This window comes from Niallia sp. HCP3S3_B10, assembly GCF_052064465.1.
In the GTDB taxonomy this organism is placed as follows: Bacteria; Bacillota; Bacilli; order Bacillales; family Cytobacillaceae; genus Niallia; species Niallia hominis.
The window spans coordinates 89,862-109,646 of record NZ_JBQHVO010000003.1 but is presented as its reverse complement, the minus strand read 5'-3'; the positions used below and the strand labels follow the sequence as shown (position 1 = coordinate 109,646).

At 33.3% G+C, this 19,785-nt stretch carries 18 protein-coding genes, 1 other RNA gene and 1 pseudogene; 14 read left to right on the top strand and 6 right to left on the bottom strand.

What is annotated here, in order from left to right; all coding sequences use genetic code 11:
• Positions 1-9 precede the first annotated feature (9 nt).
• The 4 genes and pseudogenes from ACTNDN_RS03400 to ACTNDN_RS03385 form a co-directional block, all read right to left on the bottom strand.
• Positions 10-2,640: a hypothetical protein gene (locus tag ACTNDN_RS03400; protein WP_441130779.1), complete on the bottom strand. Its 2,631-nt coding sequence runs from the start codon at positions 2,638-2,640 to the stop codon at positions 10-12.
• Entirely contained in the window at positions 2,606-3,976 is a 1,371-nt protein-coding gene (locus ACTNDN_RS03395) for a hypothetical protein (protein WP_019155986.1), read from the bottom strand. The genes ACTNDN_RS03400 and ACTNDN_RS03395 overlap by 35 nt, the downstream gene beginning before the upstream one ends.
• A gap of 39 nt (positions 3,977-4,015) precedes the next feature.
• A complete protein-coding gene (locus tag ACTNDN_RS03390; RefSeq protein WP_161601797.1) occupies positions 4,016-4,537 on the bottom strand; it encodes a helix-turn-helix domain-containing protein in 522 nt (173 codons plus the stop codon).
• A 284-nt stretch (positions 4,538-4,821) separates the two neighbouring features.
• Positions 4,822-5,058, bottom strand: a pseudogene (locus ACTNDN_RS03385) (Holliday junction resolvase RecU); the annotation flags it as partial.
• A gap of 80 nt (positions 5,059-5,138) precedes the next feature.
• Between ACTNDN_RS03385 and ACTNDN_RS03380 the strand changes: the two are divergent.
• The 4 genes from ACTNDN_RS03380 to ACTNDN_RS03365 all read left to right on the top strand — a co-directional run bounded on the left by ACTNDN_RS03380 (position 5,139) and on the right by ACTNDN_RS03365 (position 7,632).
• A complete protein-coding gene (locus ACTNDN_RS03380; RefSeq protein ID WP_441130778.1) occupies positions 5,139-6,119 on the top strand; it encodes a DUF2515 family protein in 981 nt (326 codons plus the stop codon).
• 146 nt (positions 6,120-6,265) lie between these two features.
• The gene (locus tag ACTNDN_RS03375; RefSeq protein WP_235251468.1) at positions 6,266-6,526 is read left to right on the top strand and encodes a hypothetical protein; all 261 of its coding nucleotides are present in this window, start codon (positions 6,266-6,268) and stop codon (positions 6,524-6,526) included.
• A 49-nt stretch (positions 6,527-6,575) separates the two neighbouring features.
• On the top strand, positions 6,576-6,947 hold the full coding sequence (locus tag ACTNDN_RS03370; protein ID WP_235251469.1) for a YppE family protein: 372 nt from the start codon (positions 6,576-6,578) through the stop codon (positions 6,945-6,947).
• A gap of 166 nt (positions 6,948-7,113) precedes the next feature.
• Positions 7,114-7,632 (top strand): YppG family protein, encoded by a 519-nt coding sequence (locus ACTNDN_RS03365; RefSeq protein WP_235251470.1) that lies wholly within the window; start codon positions 7,114-7,116, stop codon positions 7,630-7,632.
• 54 nt (positions 7,633-7,686) lie between these two features.
• On the opposite strand, the gene ACTNDN_RS03360 is transcribed toward ACTNDN_RS03365, so the two are convergent.
• Complete coding sequence (locus tag ACTNDN_RS03360) at positions 7,687-7,839, bottom strand: YpzG family protein (RefSeq protein ID WP_065429091.1); 153 nt, start codon at positions 7,837-7,839, stop codon at positions 7,687-7,689.
• A gap of 140 nt (positions 7,840-7,979) precedes the next feature.
• On the bottom strand, positions 7,980-8,465 hold the full coding sequence (locus ACTNDN_RS03355) for an Hsp20/alpha crystallin family protein (protein ID WP_031538110.1): 486 nt from the start codon (positions 8,463-8,465) through the stop codon (positions 7,980-7,982).
• 359 nt (positions 8,466-8,824) lie between these two features.
• Between ACTNDN_RS03355 and ACTNDN_RS03350 the strand changes: the two genes are divergently transcribed.
• From ACTNDN_RS03350 to ACTNDN_RS03305, 10 genes are all read left to right on the top strand, one after another.
• Positions 8,825-9,607, top strand: coding sequence for an alpha/beta fold hydrolase (locus tag ACTNDN_RS03350; protein ID WP_441130777.1), 783 nt, complete (start codon positions 8,825-8,827; stop codon positions 9,605-9,607).
• 85 nt (positions 9,608-9,692) lie between these two features.
• Positions 9,693-11,975 (top strand): DEAD/DEAH box helicase, encoded by a 2,283-nt coding sequence (locus ACTNDN_RS03345; protein WP_441130776.1) that lies wholly within the window; start codon positions 9,693-9,695, stop codon positions 11,973-11,975.
• 10 nt (positions 11,976-11,985) lie between these two features.
• Positions 11,986-13,263, top strand: coding sequence for a ribonuclease H-like domain-containing protein (locus ACTNDN_RS03340; protein ID WP_441130775.1), 1,278 nt, complete (start codon positions 11,986-11,988; stop codon positions 13,261-13,263).
• A gap of 410 nt (positions 13,264-13,673) precedes the next feature.
• On the top strand, positions 13,674-14,015 hold the full coding sequence (locus ACTNDN_RS03335) for a spore coat protein (protein ID WP_031538106.1): 342 nt from the start codon (positions 13,674-13,676) through the stop codon (positions 14,013-14,015).
• 387 nt (positions 14,016-14,402) lie between these two features.
• Positions 14,403-14,960 carry a DUF1273 domain-containing protein gene (locus ACTNDN_RS03330; protein ID WP_031538105.1) on the top strand — a complete coding sequence of 186 codons (558 nt, stop codon included), beginning with the start codon at positions 14,403-14,405 and terminating at the stop codon, positions 14,958-14,960.
• Positions 14,961-15,035: 75 nt separating this feature from the next.
• Complete coding sequence (gene gpsB / locus ACTNDN_RS03325) at positions 15,036-15,338, top strand: cell division regulator GpsB (protein WP_031538103.1); 303 nt, start codon at positions 15,036-15,038, stop codon at positions 15,336-15,338.
• A gap of 108 nt (positions 15,339-15,446) precedes the next feature.
• Positions 15,447-15,828, top strand: an RNA gene (gene rnpB, locus ACTNDN_RS03320) — RNase P RNA component class B.
• 212 nt (positions 15,829-16,040) lie between these two features.
• Complete coding sequence (locus ACTNDN_RS03315) at positions 16,041-17,174, top strand: THUMP domain-containing class I SAM-dependent RNA methyltransferase (protein ID WP_031538100.1); 1,134 nt, start codon at positions 16,041-16,043, stop codon at positions 17,172-17,174.
• A 101-nt stretch (positions 17,175-17,275) separates the two neighbouring features.
• Positions 17,276-17,446 (top strand): hypothetical protein, encoded by a 171-nt coding sequence (locus ACTNDN_RS03310; RefSeq protein WP_441130774.1) that lies wholly within the window; start codon positions 17,276-17,278, stop codon positions 17,444-17,446.
• A 234-nt stretch (positions 17,447-17,680) separates the two neighbouring features.
• Positions 17,681-19,594, top strand: coding sequence for an ATP-dependent DNA helicase (locus ACTNDN_RS03305; RefSeq protein ID WP_441130773.1), 1,914 nt, complete (start codon positions 17,681-17,683; stop codon positions 19,592-19,594).
• Positions 19,595-19,785: the final 191 nt, after the last annotated feature.

Sequence of the window (19,785 nt, the reverse complement as noted above, 5' to 3'; positions counted from 1 at the left end):
TGCTCCTCGTTAAACATATTTGGGTTCATATGAGAGATAATAATCAATAGGTTTATCCCCAAAATTTACTAAATCAATTAAATCTAGATAATCGTTATATTCCTTTTTTCCACCTTCAAAGAATTCATATACAATATCTCCGAATTCTTCCTTAGCGCTTAAAAATTCGTCCAAATATATATATAAATGATTGATATTTTTTCTTCGTTCAAACTCATATCCTTCGGCATCCTCAAAAGCTTCTTTTAATTCTTTGAGAGTTTCTTTAATCCTATTTACAAGAGATGCTATTGAATAAAAATTTGGAATTGCATACGGACATCCATGACAAGGATTATAATCATCATCTTTATTAGGCTTTAAACACCCGTTTTTACCATTCAAACACATTATATTTTCCTGCCTACTAGGGAGTATATTAGTATTAATTTCAAAGAGAATTTTCCTTGCTTCCTTTTGATTTAAGCTTAAAATTTTATCTGCAACAGATATCTTTTCTGAAATAAGGTGATTTAAGAATCCACTAGTAGCTTCAATACCATGAACCCCATTAAATACAGTTTTAATAGCTTTAATTTGTTCTGTTTCTTTTTGAAAGTTATCATCTTGTTCTTTACTTAGTACAACTTTGGATAACAATTTTGGTATGTATCCAAAACTACCTCTTCTAAACAAGTGATCTACTAACAAATCTAACTCCTCATCTGGTATTGTTAGATAAATATTTGTAGTTTCATAATCATAGTGAGACCTAAGCCTTTTTGAAACTTCCAGTGCATGGGAAGATAAACCATTTTTTGATAGAATTAAATACATAAAAACGAGCAAAGTTCTATTCATCTTTTTGCTTTCGAATTTAATAGTATCTTTAAAGGCGAAAGAATCGAAAAACCCATTATACGCAGTTCTTAGAGGCTTTAAATTTTTTGTATTAAAGTAAAATAAGTAATCCTTTTCAAGTCTAGAATTGTCATCATTTATTTTTTCAATTTCTGGATATAATTCATTTGCAACGAGTGTACAAATTATTGCAGAAGTAGCAAAAGCTATTGTTAAAAAATCTGAGCAATAAAATCTATTAAGACTTCCATTTTTATTCATTAAATAATCCTTAATTTGATACTGATAAACAATCTGTTTTGCTTCCTTAGAGTCCAAGTCTTTAGTTTTAAACTCTTCTAATGAATGAATCCCTAGCCGTTCTAAAACCACCTGTTCGATTCTAGGTAAGGAGGTAATAAAATCCATAGCCCTCCAAGCGTTATTTAAGTGAACAAGCGTATATAACCACATAGAAGCATAATGTACAGATTTTTGTTTATTAATCTTTTTTATAGCATCATCGATTGCTTTATTTTTATGTTTTTGAACATCTGCAACATAAGAAAGTAATCCTTGATATTCTTCATAGTCATATATATCTTTTTTGGGACTGTTGATTGCTGGGATTTGATAAGGATTTATCAGATGTTTCAATGTATAAACATTCTTTCCTAAATATATTTGTCTTTTATGATAATCTCTGAAAAAACTATATAGTTTCTGCTTTACAATAAGTTGTATATCTGTGTTAAAGATATGTGTATTAATATCGTTTGCAGTACAGTTATTTAGTTCTTTATCATTGAGATATTTAACTAATACCTTTTTACAATTAAATATTGTATTAACAAGATCTCTTAAAGATTTGGTATTTCTAGAAGACCCCTTAAATTGCTTTTCTACAAAATCTTCCCAAGCTATCATTGTCTCCTTGCTTTTATCAGAAAAATAAACATTTGCAGCTGAACACAATAAATTATAAGATGATAGTCCATCATCACTAACTAATTGAGACTTATATTCTTTTCTCTTTTTTCTTTTTACATATTCATCAATATCTTTCTTGTAAAAGAATGTTACCGTTTGGCTCCCTTTATATCTAACTGCTGCTTTTAATAAGATTGTTGGTTGAATAGGGGCAGGCAGAATAAAATGAGAAGGTGGGCGATAGCCAATAAGGTCAATTACTTGTTCTGAAGAATAATATTTATCTTTGTATTCTTGTTGCTTTTTCTCTAAGTTCTTAATATCCTCCTTCAAATAATATTTTCTGTGATATCGGCCATGACCAAACGAATAATATTGTAGTCCTTCTTCATCTCTCAATGTAGATAAAAGGTGTGAATCTGCAATCCCAAGTCTTTCTCTTACTTCATCTGAGCTAAAAAAATTATCAGTTTCTAAATTTTTTCGGATTTCTATGGCATCTATTATTTCTTGTCTTGGATGAAAAATCTTTCTGCCAATTTTAATAGTTTCCATATTCTTATAAAGACCATAGTTTCGAATCTTATATAATTCTCTGTAGGTAATACCATACGTCTTTACTAGTGAATCAGCTGATATGTATTTTTCAAGAAAGGTGTCAACGTCAGAAGACTTAAAGAATAGTTTATTTCTATTAATAAAAGTTTCAGTTTGAATAACCTCAATATTATTTTGTTGGCAAAAATCTATTATTTCTTCAATTTGCTTCTGCTCTGGATGTTTTTTATAGCCAAGAGACCGTGCCATTTGACCGATATTTATGTAATCTTTTTCAATTATAGATGTACTTATATTTTTAATAGTATTCAATTTCAACTCTCGATTCTCCATAAATTCTCCCTCTTGCTTTAATTTCCTTTAACATATCTTTATCAAAAATACCATATTGTTCGTGTGATAAATTATTCAGTAAGTTCATAGCTGTTTTTGTTGCTTCGTGGGAAAGTTTTGAATCTACATATTCCATTGCTGAATCTATATTTGTATCGCCTCTTGCTATTGCTATTTGTGTAACGGAAAAACCTAAATCCATTAATAAATTAGTGAAGCAACCTCGCCCAATGTGCGTACTCCAACTACTTTCTTTGAACAAGAGGTAATCCTCATGCATTTTAATCTTTTCTAAGAAGGCTTTTTTAACTTCTTTAAATCTTTTTTCAAAAACTTTAGCTGACATTGGTTGTCCATAGGAGTCGTAAAATAAAGGCTGAAACATTTTATATGTATTTAACTTACCATTTTTTAAATCTATGTCCATTTGTTTTAAGTGTTGATAATATACTCTCCAAACCAATTCATTCGTGTATATCTGTTGCCTTGCCAATGATGGATCTAAATATCTTAATCGTTTAGGGTATTCGTTACTCGTATCTTTTAATCTTGAAAATAATTTTTTTCGGTTATCTCGGATATCGATAACTAATGATTTTCTTGGCTTTTCGTGAATGTTTGCTCTGGTAATATTGACAACTTCACCTCTACGAAGGCCACCAAAAAATTCAAAGCAAATGCCAAGAGCAATGTCAGGAGCTACCTCAGTAGCAGTTTGCACAAAAAGTGGTACTAAACTAAATCTATTTTTACCGAAATCTTTTAGTTTATGGGCCTTTCGAATAACACCCGTCTCAATTTTACTAGGTATATACCTTGTTAATCCATTTACATCATTAAATATTGTAGTTACATTATTGTTTTCATTTGTTTGATAGGTAAACTTTTCATCTAACCATCCTTTTTTTAGAAGGAAAACAAAGAACCTGCTTAAATGATAATCGTAGTCTTTTACTGTATTTCTTTTCCTTTTTTCAGAAGTTTTATGATTCAAAAATTCAACCCCATGAAACCTTTTTAAACCATATATTCCTTTTTCTCTAAGGAATTGATAGTCTTCTACACCTTTTTGAATCCTTGAAATTACAAAGTTCATAAATCTACATACAGTTCGTGCAAACGCAAGATATGTATTAACAGAGCCATCTTTATACTCAAATTCTTGTAAAATAAAGTAAGAAAGGGGATGAGGCAGTAATAAGGAAGTATCTTTTCTTTTTATACAGATAAGTACAGTTTCCCTTTCCGAAACTGTATTTACTATCTTGTCTTTTACAATTACTTTCCTGCATACAAACTCGACATTGGATAGTTCATTCATTGATATGTTCTTCATCTTTTTCCTCCGGGCATATTGATTTTTTGTGCTATATAATTAGTCTTCTAACCAATTATAAAAAGGAATCTTCCTTTCCGGTTGGGATTGTGGAACGGATTGAATTCTTGCCACATTTCTATTTTGCTTAATGGGTACGGTATCAGTGGTCCAACCTTTGCTTATTGCTTTTTTAATAAATGCAGGAGGATTCTTAACTTTTGTAGGTGAGAGTTGCATAATTAATAATATTTCAAGTGTTCTATGAATACCAATATGTGATAAAATCCCAACCAATTCTTCAGAAGGGTCAGTTAAAGTAACAGCTTTATAAGCTAAAGCAACTGTCTCACTAACTTTTTCATGACTTGTACCTGCTGAGTAATCATTAGGGTATTGAAAATTTGTACTTTTTTCCTTTGAAGGAATCTTTTTCAAATCATCTATAGGTATTCTCCATCCTTGTGTATCGGATTCTTTTTTTGCATTTGGGAAATCTCCTTTACGTAGATAACGCCTAATTGTTTCTTCACTTTTGTTTAAATACTTGGCAGCTTGTTTTACAGTCAGAAAATTATTCAACATTTTCACCCCATTTTTATGCTTTCAAAAAAGGTCACTTTTTTAATACTTCTCTACAACAACACTACTACAAAAAAAATACTAAAATGTTGTAGTTGTAGTAGAGTCTACTTAGAGTCTATACAGAGTCTGTAAAGTAATTATGATTTAATAGTATCATTTTAAATAAATTTAAAACACCCCTTTATTTAATAAAGGGGTGAAATACTCTTGTGGCTATATTCATTGTTATATCAACGTTTATAAATATTTTTTTATTGAATAATATAATTTAGCCCTATACTGTACCTATAATTTATGACTGCTGCACTTCTTTTTGGATAATCAACCTGAACGATTTGAACAGGTGTCGGCTTTTTATGTATAACTGCCTTCCCAAATTCTAAATAATATTTATTTGTTTCATTCAAATCATCCTCTAAAGTCATTCCCCTGTTACTATAACTAATTTTTTTTTGTGATTTAATAATCTCGTTTTTTAGCGGAGAATATCTTTTTCCATTTGGGTAATGAATCTTCATTTTTTCACCTCACAAAGATCCTTTCAAAGTATAACTTATTGCAATCAACAAACAATAATACCATAAAGCGTTCATAAGAGGTGAACATTTTGATAGGTATAAATTCGTATTTTTCTCCAATAGAAGAAGAAAAACTTATAACTAGAATAAGGCTAATTACTGATAAGTGCAACTTAGACAATATTTCAAGAACAAATGCCTATCTTCGTTATTATACCAAAAATCAAGAAATACAATGGGCTTTTCTTGCCAGTCAAGTTTCGCGCAATGCCGGCTGGAATATGTGTGACTTAAATGGGCTCTGGCTGCCGCAATTAGTTAGTCAAAAAAAAAGGCAGCAAATTTACCTAACCTATGAGAAAGCAAATTGGCTTATTTTTAAAGATGCATACCCCCAATTATTACTCTATGAATATTCGACGAAAATAAACGCTCCAATGTTTCATTTATTAAAAGTTTTTCAGGTTTCTTCTTTTATGGAACAAGAATGGCTGGAATTCTGGAAGAATAGGGATAAGAAAAGGTTAATGAACAGTTTGATTATTAATGAACAAAATGTTATTCAGAAGCCTGTAATTAAAAATGAAAGAATTAAGCATCATATTTTTCATTATCTTCCCTATCTTTTTCAAGATTTACTACATTTTAATGCTGTACTTTTTCCAACATTATATGGGAACCTATACGGAGCTAGCGTTGCGAACTTTACTTCCCTTGATGAGAGAATTAGGTTAGGAAATACATTAGCAAACCTATTATTTAAAAATAATTTATATCAAGACTTCTATGATTTTGCAAGAAAAAGAGAACATACTGGGTCGAGAAAGGATTATGAAAAATATATATACCCCAAAATGACCAATACAACACCAATATTGCGAGCTGTTTTTCCAATAGTCAATCATCGTGATAGTGAGAGAGGTGATTGGTATAAAAAGAAAATTAAGCATAAATGGCGAGTAAGTGGTGATAATAAAGAACCATTCTTAATAACGGATTGGTACTTTAATAAACAAGAGCAGTTACATGAACTAATTCGCCAAAAAAATAAGTGGTTCTAGTCCATCTTTCTACTTTGTCGAATTTTAAACGAGGAATAAGAAAATCTACTTTCTTTGCCGAATCTCTTCTAGTTTTGTCACTTAGGGAGGATAGTTCATAAAAAAAAAGAAAAGATTATATATCAAAATAGCTTGGAGGGATTTGCATGGAAATTGCTTATACAAAAGAAAAGTTATTGAATATGTTAGAAGAAATCCAAGAAGAGTTAGATGCATTAGATGAGACACTTTTTAAATCGGGAAATCAAAATATGCAACTTATTGAGGAGCATATCACTTCTTTAAATGAACTTGAAAATGTAATGGATACACTTAGGGAAAATATTTCAGCAAGCAAAGTCTGCAATCCTACTGACCTTTCTCCTTATGCAAGAAAAATGCCACTTTACTTGAACTTAGCAAAATAAATCGTTAAAATAAATGGATTAACGACATTAGGTAAATGGAGTGGCAAAATTGACCGAAAATCATCAGTTGATGGATTATACAAAGAAACTTTTAGAGGCAGTCGAATATTCAGTTGAGACGTTTTACAAAGTGAAGGAATCGGGAGTAAATGAGGATTTTTATAAAGTCGTTCGTCCGTTTGCGAATCAAATTAAAGAGATTAATGATGAATGGAAGGAAATGGCTAAAGCATGGGTCAGCGAAGCAAAGCCTGATTATTTAAGTTCCATTCAAATTAATACAGCGTCTGATCATATTGAAATAATTTCGATTCAAGCATTTTTTACGCAAACGAGCAAGAAACGGTTTCTTGATTCGGCAAAATCTGTAAAGTATATATTACAAACATTGCTGGATGCGCTAACAGCGGAAAAACAATAGGGGAATGTCAAAAGGAGATGAAAATTCTCTTTTTTTTCGTTTATTTAAAGGTAGGGTAATTCGTCTATGCCATTTAGTCAGTTGTTTTTTGATAATGAATGCACGAGATAGGCGAAATCATCATATAGTAGAGAAGGATACCTTTAACTTGGGAGGATAGATTTTCATGTATAGAGCATCTAATCCACAAAGAAGAAATGTACCTTATCTGAACGCTTATACGACGCCATATTCACAAACCGATAACAGACAATATTATTATCCTTATATGAACATGGACCAAGGGCAATGGAATGGGGCAGGGGCGAATGGACAAAACTACTTTCATATGCCAATGCAACCTAATTATCCAAACAACCAACCGAGTTTTTATCACCCGCAAAATGCATACAAGAGCAGCACCCAAGACATTTTCCAAAATCCATTGCACTATATGGATAACACGGAAATGAACCATTACTCGCAAAATTATATGAATCAAAATCCAAGCTTTATGAATCCATATCCAAAGCAATCATTTATCCCCAAAAAACAAGGGAATGTGAAAAGTATTATGAATTCTTTTAAATCACAAGACGGTTCATTAGATTTTAATAAGATGATGGATACTGCTGGAATGATGATGAACGCGATGAATCAGGTTACGGGTTTAGTAAAGGGCGTCGGCGGAATCTTTAAAGTATAAGCAGAATTGAACAAGGAGGCTGTCAATCGACAGCCTCCATTTCTTTTTCTCTACTTACCAGCGGTGTGCTTTTGCATTACTTCTTAGAATGATATTGTTTTGAGACATTTGTGTATGCCCATTTACTTGGGACTTAGAACGTTTTGGTCTCGTCCAATTGTGATGAAAAAGCGCAGAATGAGAATCTAATTGATCTTTATAACTCATCTTATCACCTCAGGAAGTAAGATTAGAAGAAATTTTTGGATGAAAAGGAACCTCTCCTTCTTGCGTTCAGGAAGGAGAGTGTGCTTCTTTTAGCATCCACTATTAATATGTGCAGATTATAATTTTTTACTCTATCTGGTTTAGGAACTTTGGTCTTCAATCATTATTTTTTTCCCTTTTTGTTTCGGTATTTTAATGATAAGCAAGCCATTTTGATAGGATGCTTTGACTTTTTTTTCATCAATAGGGTGAGGAAACGCAATAGTTCTGCTGCTTTTTTTAAACGTCTGACTTGTATGAAATGTTTTCGTTTTCGTATTTTCTTCTGTAATGATATCCTGATGGTTTACACTTATAGTTAAATGATGGTCAAAGATATCTAATTGTATTTGTTCTTTGTTGATTCCTGGAAGTTCTGCTTTGATAATTGTTGCACTTTCTGTTTCATTCACACTAACGGGAAAAGCCATGTTTGGAAATGGATTGCTAAAAAACTCATCCATTTGTTGTAGAAAGTTTTTCACTGGCTTTTCTTGGAAAAATTGATTCATCGAACGCATAAATCCATTTAAAACTTGAGGATTTTTCTCCTTTTTATTCGGGTCAATTGGAAAATTGGAAGACATTTTAAATCACTCCTTACATAAAACATGAACATAAGTTGATAAATGTTTTCTTCCTTTTTCTATTCAGGGAGAAAACTGCAATTGAATAGGCCTTTTTCTACTTATACTATGCCTAATACATACAATTGGTGTTTCGTCCCCCTGCCATTTTTAATTAGAAATAGAAAAAAGGATGCCAAGAAGAGTTTTGATATATCCAATATTTTTCTCTCATCTGGCTTAAGTAGGTGAGGAGATCATGTTTATGAAAATGTTTGAATAGCTCAACAAATGAACCGCTTTTAATGACGTTTTACTTTATCTGTTTTTATAAAAAGTGCTATATTAAATGAAAAGCGGAAGAAAGGAAGTTAGTAAAAATGAATACTATAAAAGTTGGTAAGGAAGAGCTTTCTTATATAGAAAAAGGAGAAGGGGAAACCATTGTACTCATTCATGGATTTTGTGGAAGTACTGATTACTGGGAGTATATTATTCCATTACTTGCAGATAAATATCATGTATTAGCAGTCAATCTACGGGGACATGGAACTTCAAGCTTTAGTGGAGAACCCTTTCAAATAGAAGATTTAGCGAAGGATATTAAGGAGTTATTAGCGAGATTAGGGATTGAAAAAATATATATGTTTGGACATTCACTAGGCGGTTATGTGACATTGGCTTTTGCAGATCTTTTTATAGAAAGCTTAAAGGGATTTGGCTTAATTCATTCAACCGCATATCCTGATACAGAAGAGGGAAAGGCAGGTAGGCTAAACGCCATTCAAAAAATTCAAGACCTCGGCATTATAGAGTTTGTGAATGGTCTAGTTCCTAATTTATTTGCAGACGAATCCCTTGTTAAGTTAACGAACGAAGTAGAAAAGGCAAAAACAATTGGTTATGGCACTAATGCACTAGCTGCTATGGAAACACAGGCAGCTATGAGAAATAGACCAGATAGAAATGATGTTGTGGATGAAGCTAACTTGCCTATTTTATTGGTAAAGGGAACAAAAGATAAAGTGGTTTCAGTGAATCAAGTAGCTTCTGCATCAAGCTCGAATATTTTTGAAGTTAGATTAGAAACTGGACATATGAGTATGCAGGAAGCTCCAAATGACTTAGCAAAAGCAATCCACTCATTTGTTAAAGAGAACTAACAAATAATGGTTATTTTTTTCTTTGAAAATCTCTTTTAAATCGAACGTCTATTCGATAGAATGGAGGTTATAGAGGTGAATCAAAATGAACGTACGTAAAAACCTTCAAGATATTATGAAAGAATTAAAAACAAAGGAAGACTATAAAGAAAAAATTTCCTATTGGCATACAATCGAACCGAAAGAAGCTGTAACAGCCCCGCTACCAGAAGATTTATTACCTAATTTAAAAGATGCATTGCAAAAGCGGGGCATTACACGATTATATACACATCAATCCTCCTCCTATCAGGCGATTCGGGAAGGGGATAGTGTAGTTGCTGTCACGCCGACTGCATCAGGAAAGACTCTTTGCTATAACCTTCCTGTTATCCAGTCCATTGCTGAAAATAAAAATGCAAGAGCTTTGTATATGTTCCCAACAAAAGCACTTGCACAGGACCAGAAAAGTGAATTGAATGAGCTAATTGAAAGTGCTGAATTACAAATAAATAGCTATACATATGACGGAGATACTCCTGCTTCGATTAGACAGAAGGTTCGCAAGGCAGGGCATATCGTCATCACAAATCCGGACATGCTTCACTCAGCTATTTTGCCACATCACACAAAATGGGTATCTTTATTTGAAAACTTAAAATATGTCATTATTGATGAATTGCATATTTATAGAGGCGTTTTCGGAAGTCATGTTGCGAATGTCATGAGAAGATTAAAGCGGATTTGTGCCTTCTATGGCAGTAATCCTGTCTTTGTATGTACATCTGCAACCATTGCGAATCCAAAGGAATTGGCAGAAAATTTAACAGAACAGCGTGTTAAGCTAATTAACAATAATGGTGCTCCAAGCGGCAAGAAACATTTCGTCTTTTATAATCCTCCCATTGTGAATATTCCTTTAAACATCAGGAGAAGCGCGACTTTAGAAGTAAGGCAGATAGCAGGAGAATTGCTGAAAAATAAAATTCAAACAATCGTCTTTGCCAAAAGTCGAGTACGAGTTGAGATACTACTAACTTATTTACAGGAACTAGTTAAGTATCAGCTTGGATCAAAATCTATTCGTGGCTATCGTGGCGGATATTTACCAACGGAAAGAAGGGATATTGAGCAAGGTTTAAGACATGGAAATATATACGGAGTTGTTAGTACTAATGCATTAGAATTAGGTGTAGACATTGGACAACTTCAAGCTTGTGTGATGACAGGGTACCCTGGTACGATTGCCAGTTCATGGCAACAGGCGGGACGAGCTGGGCGTAGACATGATGAATCACTTGTGATTATGGTAGCAAGCTCTAGTCCCCTTGATCAGTATATGGTTGCTAATCCTGACTATTTCTTTAGTAGAAATCCAGAAACAGCGAGGATAAATCCTGATAATTTAATTATCCTAATTGATCATATGAAATGTGCGGCTTACGAGCTTCCGTTTAAAGAAGGAGAAACATTTGGAAATTGTGAAATAACAGAAATACTCGAGTTTTTAACAACTGAACGAATCCTCTTTCAAAATGGAGATAAATGGTATTGGATGAATGATTCTTTTCCAGCACATAATATAAGTCTTCGTTCTGCATCACAAGAAAATATAGTCATTATTGACATTTCTGATCGTAGTAAAAGCAGAGTGATTGGAGAAAGTGATCGCTTTTCTGCGATGACTCTATTACATGAAGAAGCTATTTATATGCATCAAGGGATTCAATATCAAGTGGAGAAACTTGATTGGGAAGAGAAAAAAGCATATGTTCGTGAAGTCAGTGTCGATTATTATACAGATGCCAATTTAGCGGTCTCTTTAAAGGTTTTGGAAGAAGATAATCGAACCGATTATTCTGAAGCAGAAACAGGCTTTGGCGATGTTAGTATTATAGCGATGAGTACAATTTTTAAAAAAATAAAATTTGAAACACATGAAAATATAGGTTCTGGTCCCATTACTCTGCCTGAAGAAGAGCTTCATACAAATGCGGCATGGCTTTCTTTTCCACAAGAAAAATTAGCATGGGATCAAGAACAAACCGAACAAGGCCTAATTGGTGCTGCTCATGCATTAAAACATATAGCACCGCTTCTTGTTATGGCAGATCCATCTGACTTACATGTAGTTCCACAAGTAAAAGCAGAGCATAATGAAAAAGCAACAATCTTCTTTTATGATCAATATCCTGGTGGAATCGGCTTAAGTAAAAAAATATATGAAGAAATGCCATCAGTATTAAAGGAAGCAAAAAAAATGGTGAAAAATTGTGCTTGTGAATACGGCTGTCCTTCTTGTATAGGAACAGAGAGCCATTCAAATAACAGTAAAAGGGATGTAATTAGAATCCTTTCGCTCTTGGAAGAAAGTAATTTTTCTATTTAAGGGGAATAATATGTCGATTAAAAATAAGTTAAGTAGAATGAAGTCTCATATAAAAAAAGAAGAACAGACTACTCCTGTTAAAAATATCGAGATAAAGGGAAAGAATATTCCATTTATCCAGCAGTGGGAGCAAGAAAATGTCTATCCTTATTGGCTAGATCAAGACTATTGTTTAATTCGTGAAGTAAGCTATCCTCTGGACTATACACATGGGAATTATACATTTCGGGAGTTTTGTCACATTGTGGACGAATGGAATAATGTCAATTACGACCATCCTCTTTCAGCAAAAGGGCATCAGGCAAAGGAGCTGTTCTTCTTTGACACGGAGACAACTGGCCTTGGAGGCGGTACGGGAAATACTATATTTATTCTTGGGTATGCACAATTACGAGAAAATGAAATAGTTCTAAAACAGCATATATTGCCACATCCAGGAGCAGAAGTGCCTTTATTTAATAGTTTTTTAGAGAATGTAGACTATACAACTCTCGTAACATATAATGGAAAAGCTTTTGATTGGCCACAAGTAAAAACAAGACATACGCTAATAAAGGAGCATGTACCAAAGCTCCCTGAATTCGGTCATTTTGATTTGTATCACGGGGCAAGGCGGATGTGGAAACATCGTTTAGATAGAACAAAGCTGTCTATCGTGGAGGAAGAAATCCTTGGAGTAAAGCGGCAGGATGATATTCCCGGATTTCTTGCCCCCATGATTTATTTTGACTTTGTTGAACGAAAGAATCCTGAAGGAATGCTTGGTATTTTAAAGCATAATGAAATAGATATCCTTTCTCTTATTACTTTATATACCCATTTAAGCTATCAATTGTTAAGAAGAGATTATAACATTAGTGCCAAAGAAACGTTAGAAGTAGGAAAATGGTATGCCGTAATTGGCCAGACTGATATTGCCAAACAAAATTTACTGAGTATTCAAGAGCAAAATAAAGAAGAAGTTTTAGAGGCAGCCTTTTTATTAGCAAAAGAATATAAAAGAGAGAAAAGATTAGAGGATGCTGCCGAGCTTTGGAGAAAAATTGTTCAAACATATACACAAGAAACAAAAGTTGCAATGGTTTTACAATCACTAATAGAACTTGCTAAAATGGCAGAACATAAAGAGAAAAACTATCAACTGGCATTAAACTATACCCAAACAGCAGAGCAAATAGTAAAACACAAAGATAAGCTAGATAAAATGATGTTTGAACTTCAAAAAAGAAGTGAACGCTTAGAAAGAAAACTGCAAATGAATAATAGAAATCAGTTATTCCATCAATAACCTAGTTGTTTGTACGCCCGTTCCCTATTAAAATAGTAATTGGTTCATTTATACTAAAAACTTTTTTCTATGAAATATATTTTAGTAATTTAACAACAATATAATTTTATAGAAAATACAAATTAGCATAGATGAAATACTAATTTGGAGTGAACGAACTTGTATAAAGTGGTTATGTGTATGTTTTTTGTTCTTATTTGTTTAACCATCATCTTATTTACAACACTAAAAGACAGCTTCTATGCCCTTTTATAAAATTATAATGACTCAAATAATATTGGGAATTATGGTGATTAATGATGCAGTAAAAAATTCTCTCGGCAAAATAGGTGTTTGTATTAGTACAAGATTATCCCTTTCTACATAAATTGTTAGTGTAAGATAACTAATTTTTGAGAGGAGATTTTCTTATGCATTGTAAACCAAATAACATTTTACCTGCAGTAGTACATCCGACAAAATGTTGTGTGAATAACACTTTTTCTAATAATATTGTGCCACATATTCATCCAACACATACTACTACTGTAAACCATGTGAACTATGAGCATCAACATTTCTTCCCACACACTCAATCTGTTGAGAATGTGGTAACTAATACTCAAGCTAATATGGGTTCAGCTCCAATGGCACCAATGGCACCAGCAACTCCAGCTATGCCAACAACTGGAGGAACACCATTTACAGCAACTGGTCAAATGTTCCCAGCTCAAACTGGTATGCCTGGTGGATTCCCATTTAGAAAAAGATAAGTAAGCTAAAACAAGGATCTTTGTTTGAGATCCTTGTTTCTATTTATAGAAAAGTTATTTTAAAACCCACACTTAAACTTACTTTTTACTAGGAGTAGTGGCGGAAGGAAGGTGGGAAGATTATTAGTCAAAAAGAAAAGAATGATTCCCGTAAATATCAGTAGGGGAGAAAAAAGATAACATTGCCTGGAAAAATCCTTTTTTCATCACGATTATTTTCGATCATTTTATCGAATACTTAACATATAATGAAATCAGCAAGCAAAGAAGCAGAGCTAAAAACGGTGTTCTTCTTCTTTTAGGAGGTATAAATTCTTTATGGGAAAAACTATTTATGATATATTTTAAAGTAATAATGGTTAATACGAAGGAGTTACTTATACAATTATGAAAATAGCCGTCATTTCTGGCTATAAGCCTTTTGAGATAGGAATATTTAAACGAGACGAACTAGCTGTAGAATACATAAAATTAGCAATTAGGAAAAACCTGCAAATAATGCTGGAAGAAGGACTTGAATGGGTATTAATTAGTGGTCAACTTGGTACAGAGCTCTGGGCTGCTGAAGTTGTTTATGATTTGCAAATGGAAGAATATCCTGATTTAAAACTAGGAATTATTACTCCATTTCTTGGACAGGAACAAAATTGGAAAGAAATAAATAAAGAATGGTATGAAGAAATTATGATTCAGGCTGATTTCGTTGATTCAGTATCCAAGAAAGCATATGAAAATCCACAGCAATTAAGAGATAAGAATGTATTTTTACTGAAAAAAAGTGATGCTCTTCTTCTGTTTTATGATGAGGAGAACCCTGGTAGTCCCAAATATTTGTACGAATTGGCTAAAATGTATCAGGAAAAAAACACCTTTGAAATTCGTAAAATCCAGTTTTCAGATTTACAAGATATTGTGGAAGAAGTAAGATTTAATGAAGAGTATTAGTAGAATTAATTGACAAAATGGCGTATTTTTGAAAAAATATTGAGATAAATGGTAATCGACTGAGGTGAGCGATAAATGCTATCAGATAAAATGAAATTAACAGCAAAAGATATTTTGGAAAAAGAGTTCAAAACTAGTGTAAGAGGATATAAGCCGGAAGAAGTAGATAAGTTTTTAGATTTAATTATTAAAGATTATGAAACATTACATCAAGAAATTGAAGAGCTTCAACAAGAAAATTTACGCTTAAAAAAGCAAGTGGAGGATGCTAGTCGCAGACAACCACCTCCAACTACAGCAGGCACAACTAACTTTGATATTTTAAAAAGATTATCTAATTTAGAAAAGCATGTGTTTGGTAGTAAGCTTTACGATTGAGTTACATTTACTAAATGCAGGTCATGCTGCATAATAGATTAAGAATTACCTATAATAACCATTGCAATGCTTTGGTAAAACCACTATAATAGCTATTGTATCAATAAAACGCTTTGGTAATCGCTGCAAACTTAGTTTGTAGAGGAAAGTCCATGCTCGCACAGGCTGCGATGCTTGTAGTGTTCGTGCCTAGTTAAAAAATAAGCTAGGGCAGCATATTTATGTTGACGGCAGGGAAAATGCCTAAGTCTTAGGATATGGCATGAATACCTTGAAAGTGCCACAGTGACGTAGCCTTGTCAGAAATGACAAGGGTGGAACGAGGTAAACCCCGCGAGCGAGAAACCCAAATTATGGTAGGGGAACTTTCTCTGAGGAAATGAACGGATGAGAAGGACAGAAATTATATTTCTGTAGATAGATGATTACCGCCTTTGTACGAGATGTTAAAGTCGTATGAGTACAGAGGAACAGAACATGGCTTATAAAGCGTTTATGTTGATTAATGATGAGAATGAAGATAAAATCACAAGGGTGACACGGAGATTAGTGTCTGATAAACTGTTAGCGTTTTGGCTTAAAACAGTATGTCATGCATTTAATCTGGTCATCCTTTTTATATGGACTATTTCTTGTATCAAAATAAAAGTAAAAATAAACAACATACATAAGATGAAATTATAGTGAAATGAAGGAGATAATATGCGAAACTTTGAATTAATAGCAACAGCTGCTATGGGGCTTGAAGCAGTAGTTGCGAAAGAAGTACGAGAGTTAGGGTATGAATGTACAGTAGATAATGGGAAAGTATTATTTAAAGGCGATGAAACCGCAATTGCAAGAGCAAATATGTGGCTTCGTACAGCAGATCGTGTAAAAATTAAAGTGGCCGAATTTAAGGCAACTACATTTGATGAACTTTTTGAAAAGACGAAAGCGATTCGTTGGGAGGATTATTTACCTGTTCATGCTCAATTCCCTGTTTCAGGTAAATCAGTAAAATCAAAACTTTTCAGTGTATCGGATTGTCAAGCAATCGTTAAAAAGGCTATCGTTAATCGTATAAGCTCACATTATAAAAAAACTGGCTGGCTAGAGGAAAACGGAGCTTTATTTAAAATAGAAGTAGCAATCCTTAAGGATATTGTTACATTAACAATGGATACTTCAGGTCAAGGTCTTCATAAACGAGGTTATCGAGCTGATCAAGGGGAAGCACCACTAAAAGAAACCCTAGCTGCAGCTTTAATTTCACTAACAAATTGGACAGCAGATCGACCATTCGTAGACCCTTTTTGTGGATCTGGAACGATTCCTATTGAAGCTGCTTTAATTGGACAAAATATCGCACCAGGTTTTAATCGTGACTTTATTTCAGAAAGTTGGGATTGGATGCCAGCTAAAGTATGGGAGGATGTCCGTACAGAGGCAGAGGATACTGCCAAATATGACCAGCCACTTGAAATCTTTGGATCAGATATTGATCATCGCATGATTAAAATAGCTCAAGAAAATGCATTTGAGGCAGGACTAGGAGATTTAATTACTTTTAAACAAATGCAAGTAAAAGACTTTACCACAATGAAAGAAAATGGTGTTATTGTGGGGAATCCGCCGTATGGAGAACGATTAGGGGATAAGCCATCTGTTCAAAAAATGTATCAAGAAATGGGACAGGCTTTTGCTCCACTTGAAACATGGTCTATTTATATGCTAACAAGTGATGAAGCGTTTGAAACACACTACGGCAGAAAAGCAACAAAGAAACGTAAACTATTCAATGGTTTCATCAGAACAGATTATTACCAGTATTGGGGAAAGCGAAAAAGAGATTAACAAATTAAAATTCCTTTAACAGATTAACTGTATTCGATGAGTATATTTTTTTTGTATCCGTATATATTTATTCTATACGCATTTTTCTGGAGGGAATATTTATGAACGATAATACAGTAGACTATACAAAAATTATGGATGCATTGAATTCTTCTATCGATCTTATGGCTGGAGAAGGAGTTGCAGACGAAAGCGTGATTCAAAAGCTGTCTAACGCCCAACAAATAGTTCAGCAAGCAATGTCTTATTCCTTGTCTAGAGATAGGGGCTGAAGGAGAAATGGTGCTCTGAAGGTTCTTCTTTTCTGATTTTTTTACTTTAGAACAAATTAAAAATGCCATAAATGTTTGAGAGGGTGCCAAATTATTTTAAGGCAACCCTCTTTTCACTTGAATATTAGTTATAAATTGTCTATGATAAGGATTCGTTATGAAATAAATAAGGATAATTTTATATATAGCAAAGAGAGAAAAAAGGAAGTCAATTCGTAAAGTCGGAGGGGTATCATGCAAAATAGCATGCCATTTGAAGTAGCAAAAACAGAATCATTTTATGAAAAATTGGGAGAATGGATTGGTGACGTCTTTTATGACATTCTTCCAGAAGCAGGATATGAATTACGTGATGAACAGGTTTATATGGCTTATCAATTAGAAAAAGCATTTAAAGATAAAAAAACGATTTTTGCAGAAGCAGGTGTCGGTACTGGAAAAACATTTGTCTATTTATTATACAGCATTTGTTATGCTCGATATGTAAACAAGCCTGCAATTATTGCTTGTTCAGATGAAACATTAATCGAACAGCTTGTGAAAAAAGAAGGCGATATTGCCAAGCTAGAGCAAGCTCTTGGATTAAATATTGATGTGCGATTGGCAAAATCCCGCAACCAGTATTTATGCTTAACAAAATTGGATCAAAAAATCACTTTTGAAGATACTTATAATTCTATTTATGACAGTCTTCCTGAATTCGTTCACGGAACAGGTTCTATGCAATCCTTTGCTCCTTATGGGGATAGAAAGGATTACCCAGATCTAAATGATAAGGATTGGGAAGGTGTGGCATGGGATTCCATGCAAGATTGTTTTACATGTGATAAACGCCACCGTTGTGGACAGACATTACACAGGGATTATTATCGTAATGCCAAGGATTTAATCATATGTTCCCATGATTTTTATATGGAACATATTTGGACAAAAGAATCGAGAAAAAGAGAAGGGCAGCTTCCATTACTGCCTGATAGTGCGTGCGTAGTTTTTGATGAAGGTCACTTACTAGAATATGCAGCACAAAATGCGTTAACCTATCGTTTAACAGAACAAAATTTGGAAAATCTATTAACTAGATTGATGGCAAATGATGTGCGTGAAAAAACATTAAATATTATTGAAGAAACAATCTATCAGAATGAGCAGTTTTTTAGAGAGTTAACAGATGCTTCCTTTAAAGCAGAAGGCTCTGAAAAACAAGAAATTAAAAAAACAGACAATGTAATGCGAGCAGGAAGAAAATTAGCAGGATATATTTCGGAATTAGAGGAAGAGCTTGTGTTCGAAAGCGAAATGTATGTTATTAATGAGTATGACTTAAAAGTTGTTGAGGAGTATTTAGAACAGATATCTCATTCTTTAAGCTTATTTTTGAAGGAAATGAATGGAATTACATGGTTTGAAGAAATGAATGGGGAAAGAACGCTTGTAATTATGCCAAGACTTGTTCAAGACATTATGCAAGAGGATGTATTTAGCCAACAAAAACCAATTATTTTTTCATCTGCAACATTGTCTGAAAACAAATCATTTGAATATATGGCCAGAAGTATCGGAGCATCTGATTATCTTTCTTTTTCTGTTGATTCTCCATTTGATTACGATGAGCAGATGAATGTTCATATTAAGTCATTTGAGAAAGAAATGAATATGGAAAAACAGGAATATTGTTATGAAGAGTTGATAAAAGCAGAGGGACGCTCATTGGTTCTTTTTAATAGCAAAGAAGATTTGGCTAGTTTTAAGGAAAATCTACCAAAGGACTTTTCGCTTCCAATCTATTTCGAAGGAGAAAGAGAAATCAGTACGCTTGTTTCTAACTTCCAAAATGAGGAAGAATCCATCCTTTGTGCTGTGAATTTATGGGAAGGGTTAGATGTGCCAGGTAGATCTCTAGAAAATGTGTTTATCTATTCCTTGCCATTTCCTCCAAATGATCCAGTGTATAAAAGTAAACGAGAAAATGTCGGAAATCCATTTTTAGAAGTGGATTTACCTTATATGATTTTAAGACTACGTCAAGGCATTGGTCGTTTAATACGTACACATGAAGATAAGGGCTCCATTCATTTATGTATGGATAGCGATGAAACAGAGTTCGTACAAAATGCTGTATTAAAGGCATTGCCTGTAACACCAAATTAAGCAATTAATCATAAATGTCTCATTAGTCATTCTATTAGTGTGTCTTAAAAATAGGACACATAGTTGCTTGTTGCAGCTCAGAATGAACGAATGAGGCATTTTTTTCAAAATAAGCGAGTACATTTTTTTTACTTACTCCAATATCATAATATATCTAGTTTTCCAACAGGTATGTTATGATAAAAGAATAC

What these genes read in the sequence shown, in the direction of transcription:
- ACTNDN_RS03350 (WP_441130777.1), top strand. Translation starts at nt 8,825, where the DNA reads ATGAATACTATAAAAGTTGGTAAGGAAGAGCTTTCTTATATAGAAAAA.
- ACTNDN_RS03315 (WP_031538100.1), top strand. Translation starts at nt 16,041, where the DNA reads ATGCGAAACTTTGAATTAATAGCAACAGCTGCTATGGGGCTTGAAGCA.
- ACTNDN_RS03335 (WP_031538106.1), top strand. Translation starts at nt 13,674, where the DNA reads ATGCATTGTAAACCAAATAACATTTTACCTGCAGTAGTACATCCGACA.
- ACTNDN_RS03345 (WP_441130776.1), top strand. Translation starts at nt 9,693, where the DNA reads ATGAACGTACGTAAAAACCTTCAAGATATTATGAAAGAATTAAAAACA.
- gpsB (WP_031538103.1), top strand. Translation starts at nt 15,036, where the DNA reads ATGCTATCAGATAAAATGAAATTAACAGCAAAAGATATTTTGGAAAAA.
- ACTNDN_RS03395 (WP_019155986.1), bottom strand. Translation starts at nt 3,976, where the DNA reads ATGAAGAACATATCAATGAATGAACTATCCAATGTCGAGTTTGTATGC.
- ACTNDN_RS03305 (WP_441130773.1), top strand. Translation starts at nt 17,681, where the DNA reads ATGCAAAATAGCATGCCATTTGAAGTAGCAAAAACAGAATCATTTTAT.
- ACTNDN_RS03375 (WP_235251468.1), top strand. Translation starts at nt 6,266, where the DNA reads ATGGAAATTGCTTATACAAAAGAAAAGTTATTGAATATGTTAGAAGAA.
- ACTNDN_RS03310 (WP_441130774.1), top strand. Translation starts at nt 17,276, where the DNA reads ATGAACGATAATACAGTAGACTATACAAAAATTATGGATGCATTGAAT.
- ACTNDN_RS03330 (WP_031538105.1), top strand. Translation starts at nt 14,403, where the DNA reads ATGAAAATAGCCGTCATTTCTGGCTATAAGCCTTTTGAGATAGGAATA.
- ACTNDN_RS03360 (WP_065429091.1), bottom strand. Translation starts at nt 7,839, where the DNA reads ATGAGTTATAAAGATCAATTAGATTCTCATTCTGCGCTTTTTCATCAC.
- ACTNDN_RS03355 (WP_031538110.1), bottom strand. Translation starts at nt 8,465, where the DNA reads ATGTCTTCCAATTTTCCAATTGACCCGAATAAAAAGGAGAAAAATCCT.
- ACTNDN_RS03340 (WP_441130775.1), top strand. Translation starts at nt 11,986, where the DNA reads ATGTCGATTAAAAATAAGTTAAGTAGAATGAAGTCTCATATAAAAAAA.
- ACTNDN_RS03365 (WP_235251470.1), top strand. Translation starts at nt 7,114, where the DNA reads ATGTATAGAGCATCTAATCCACAAAGAAGAAATGTACCTTATCTGAAC.
- ACTNDN_RS03400 (WP_441130779.1), bottom strand. Translation starts at nt 2,640, where the DNA reads ATGGAGAATCGAGAGTTGAAATTGAATACTATTAAAAATATAAGTACA.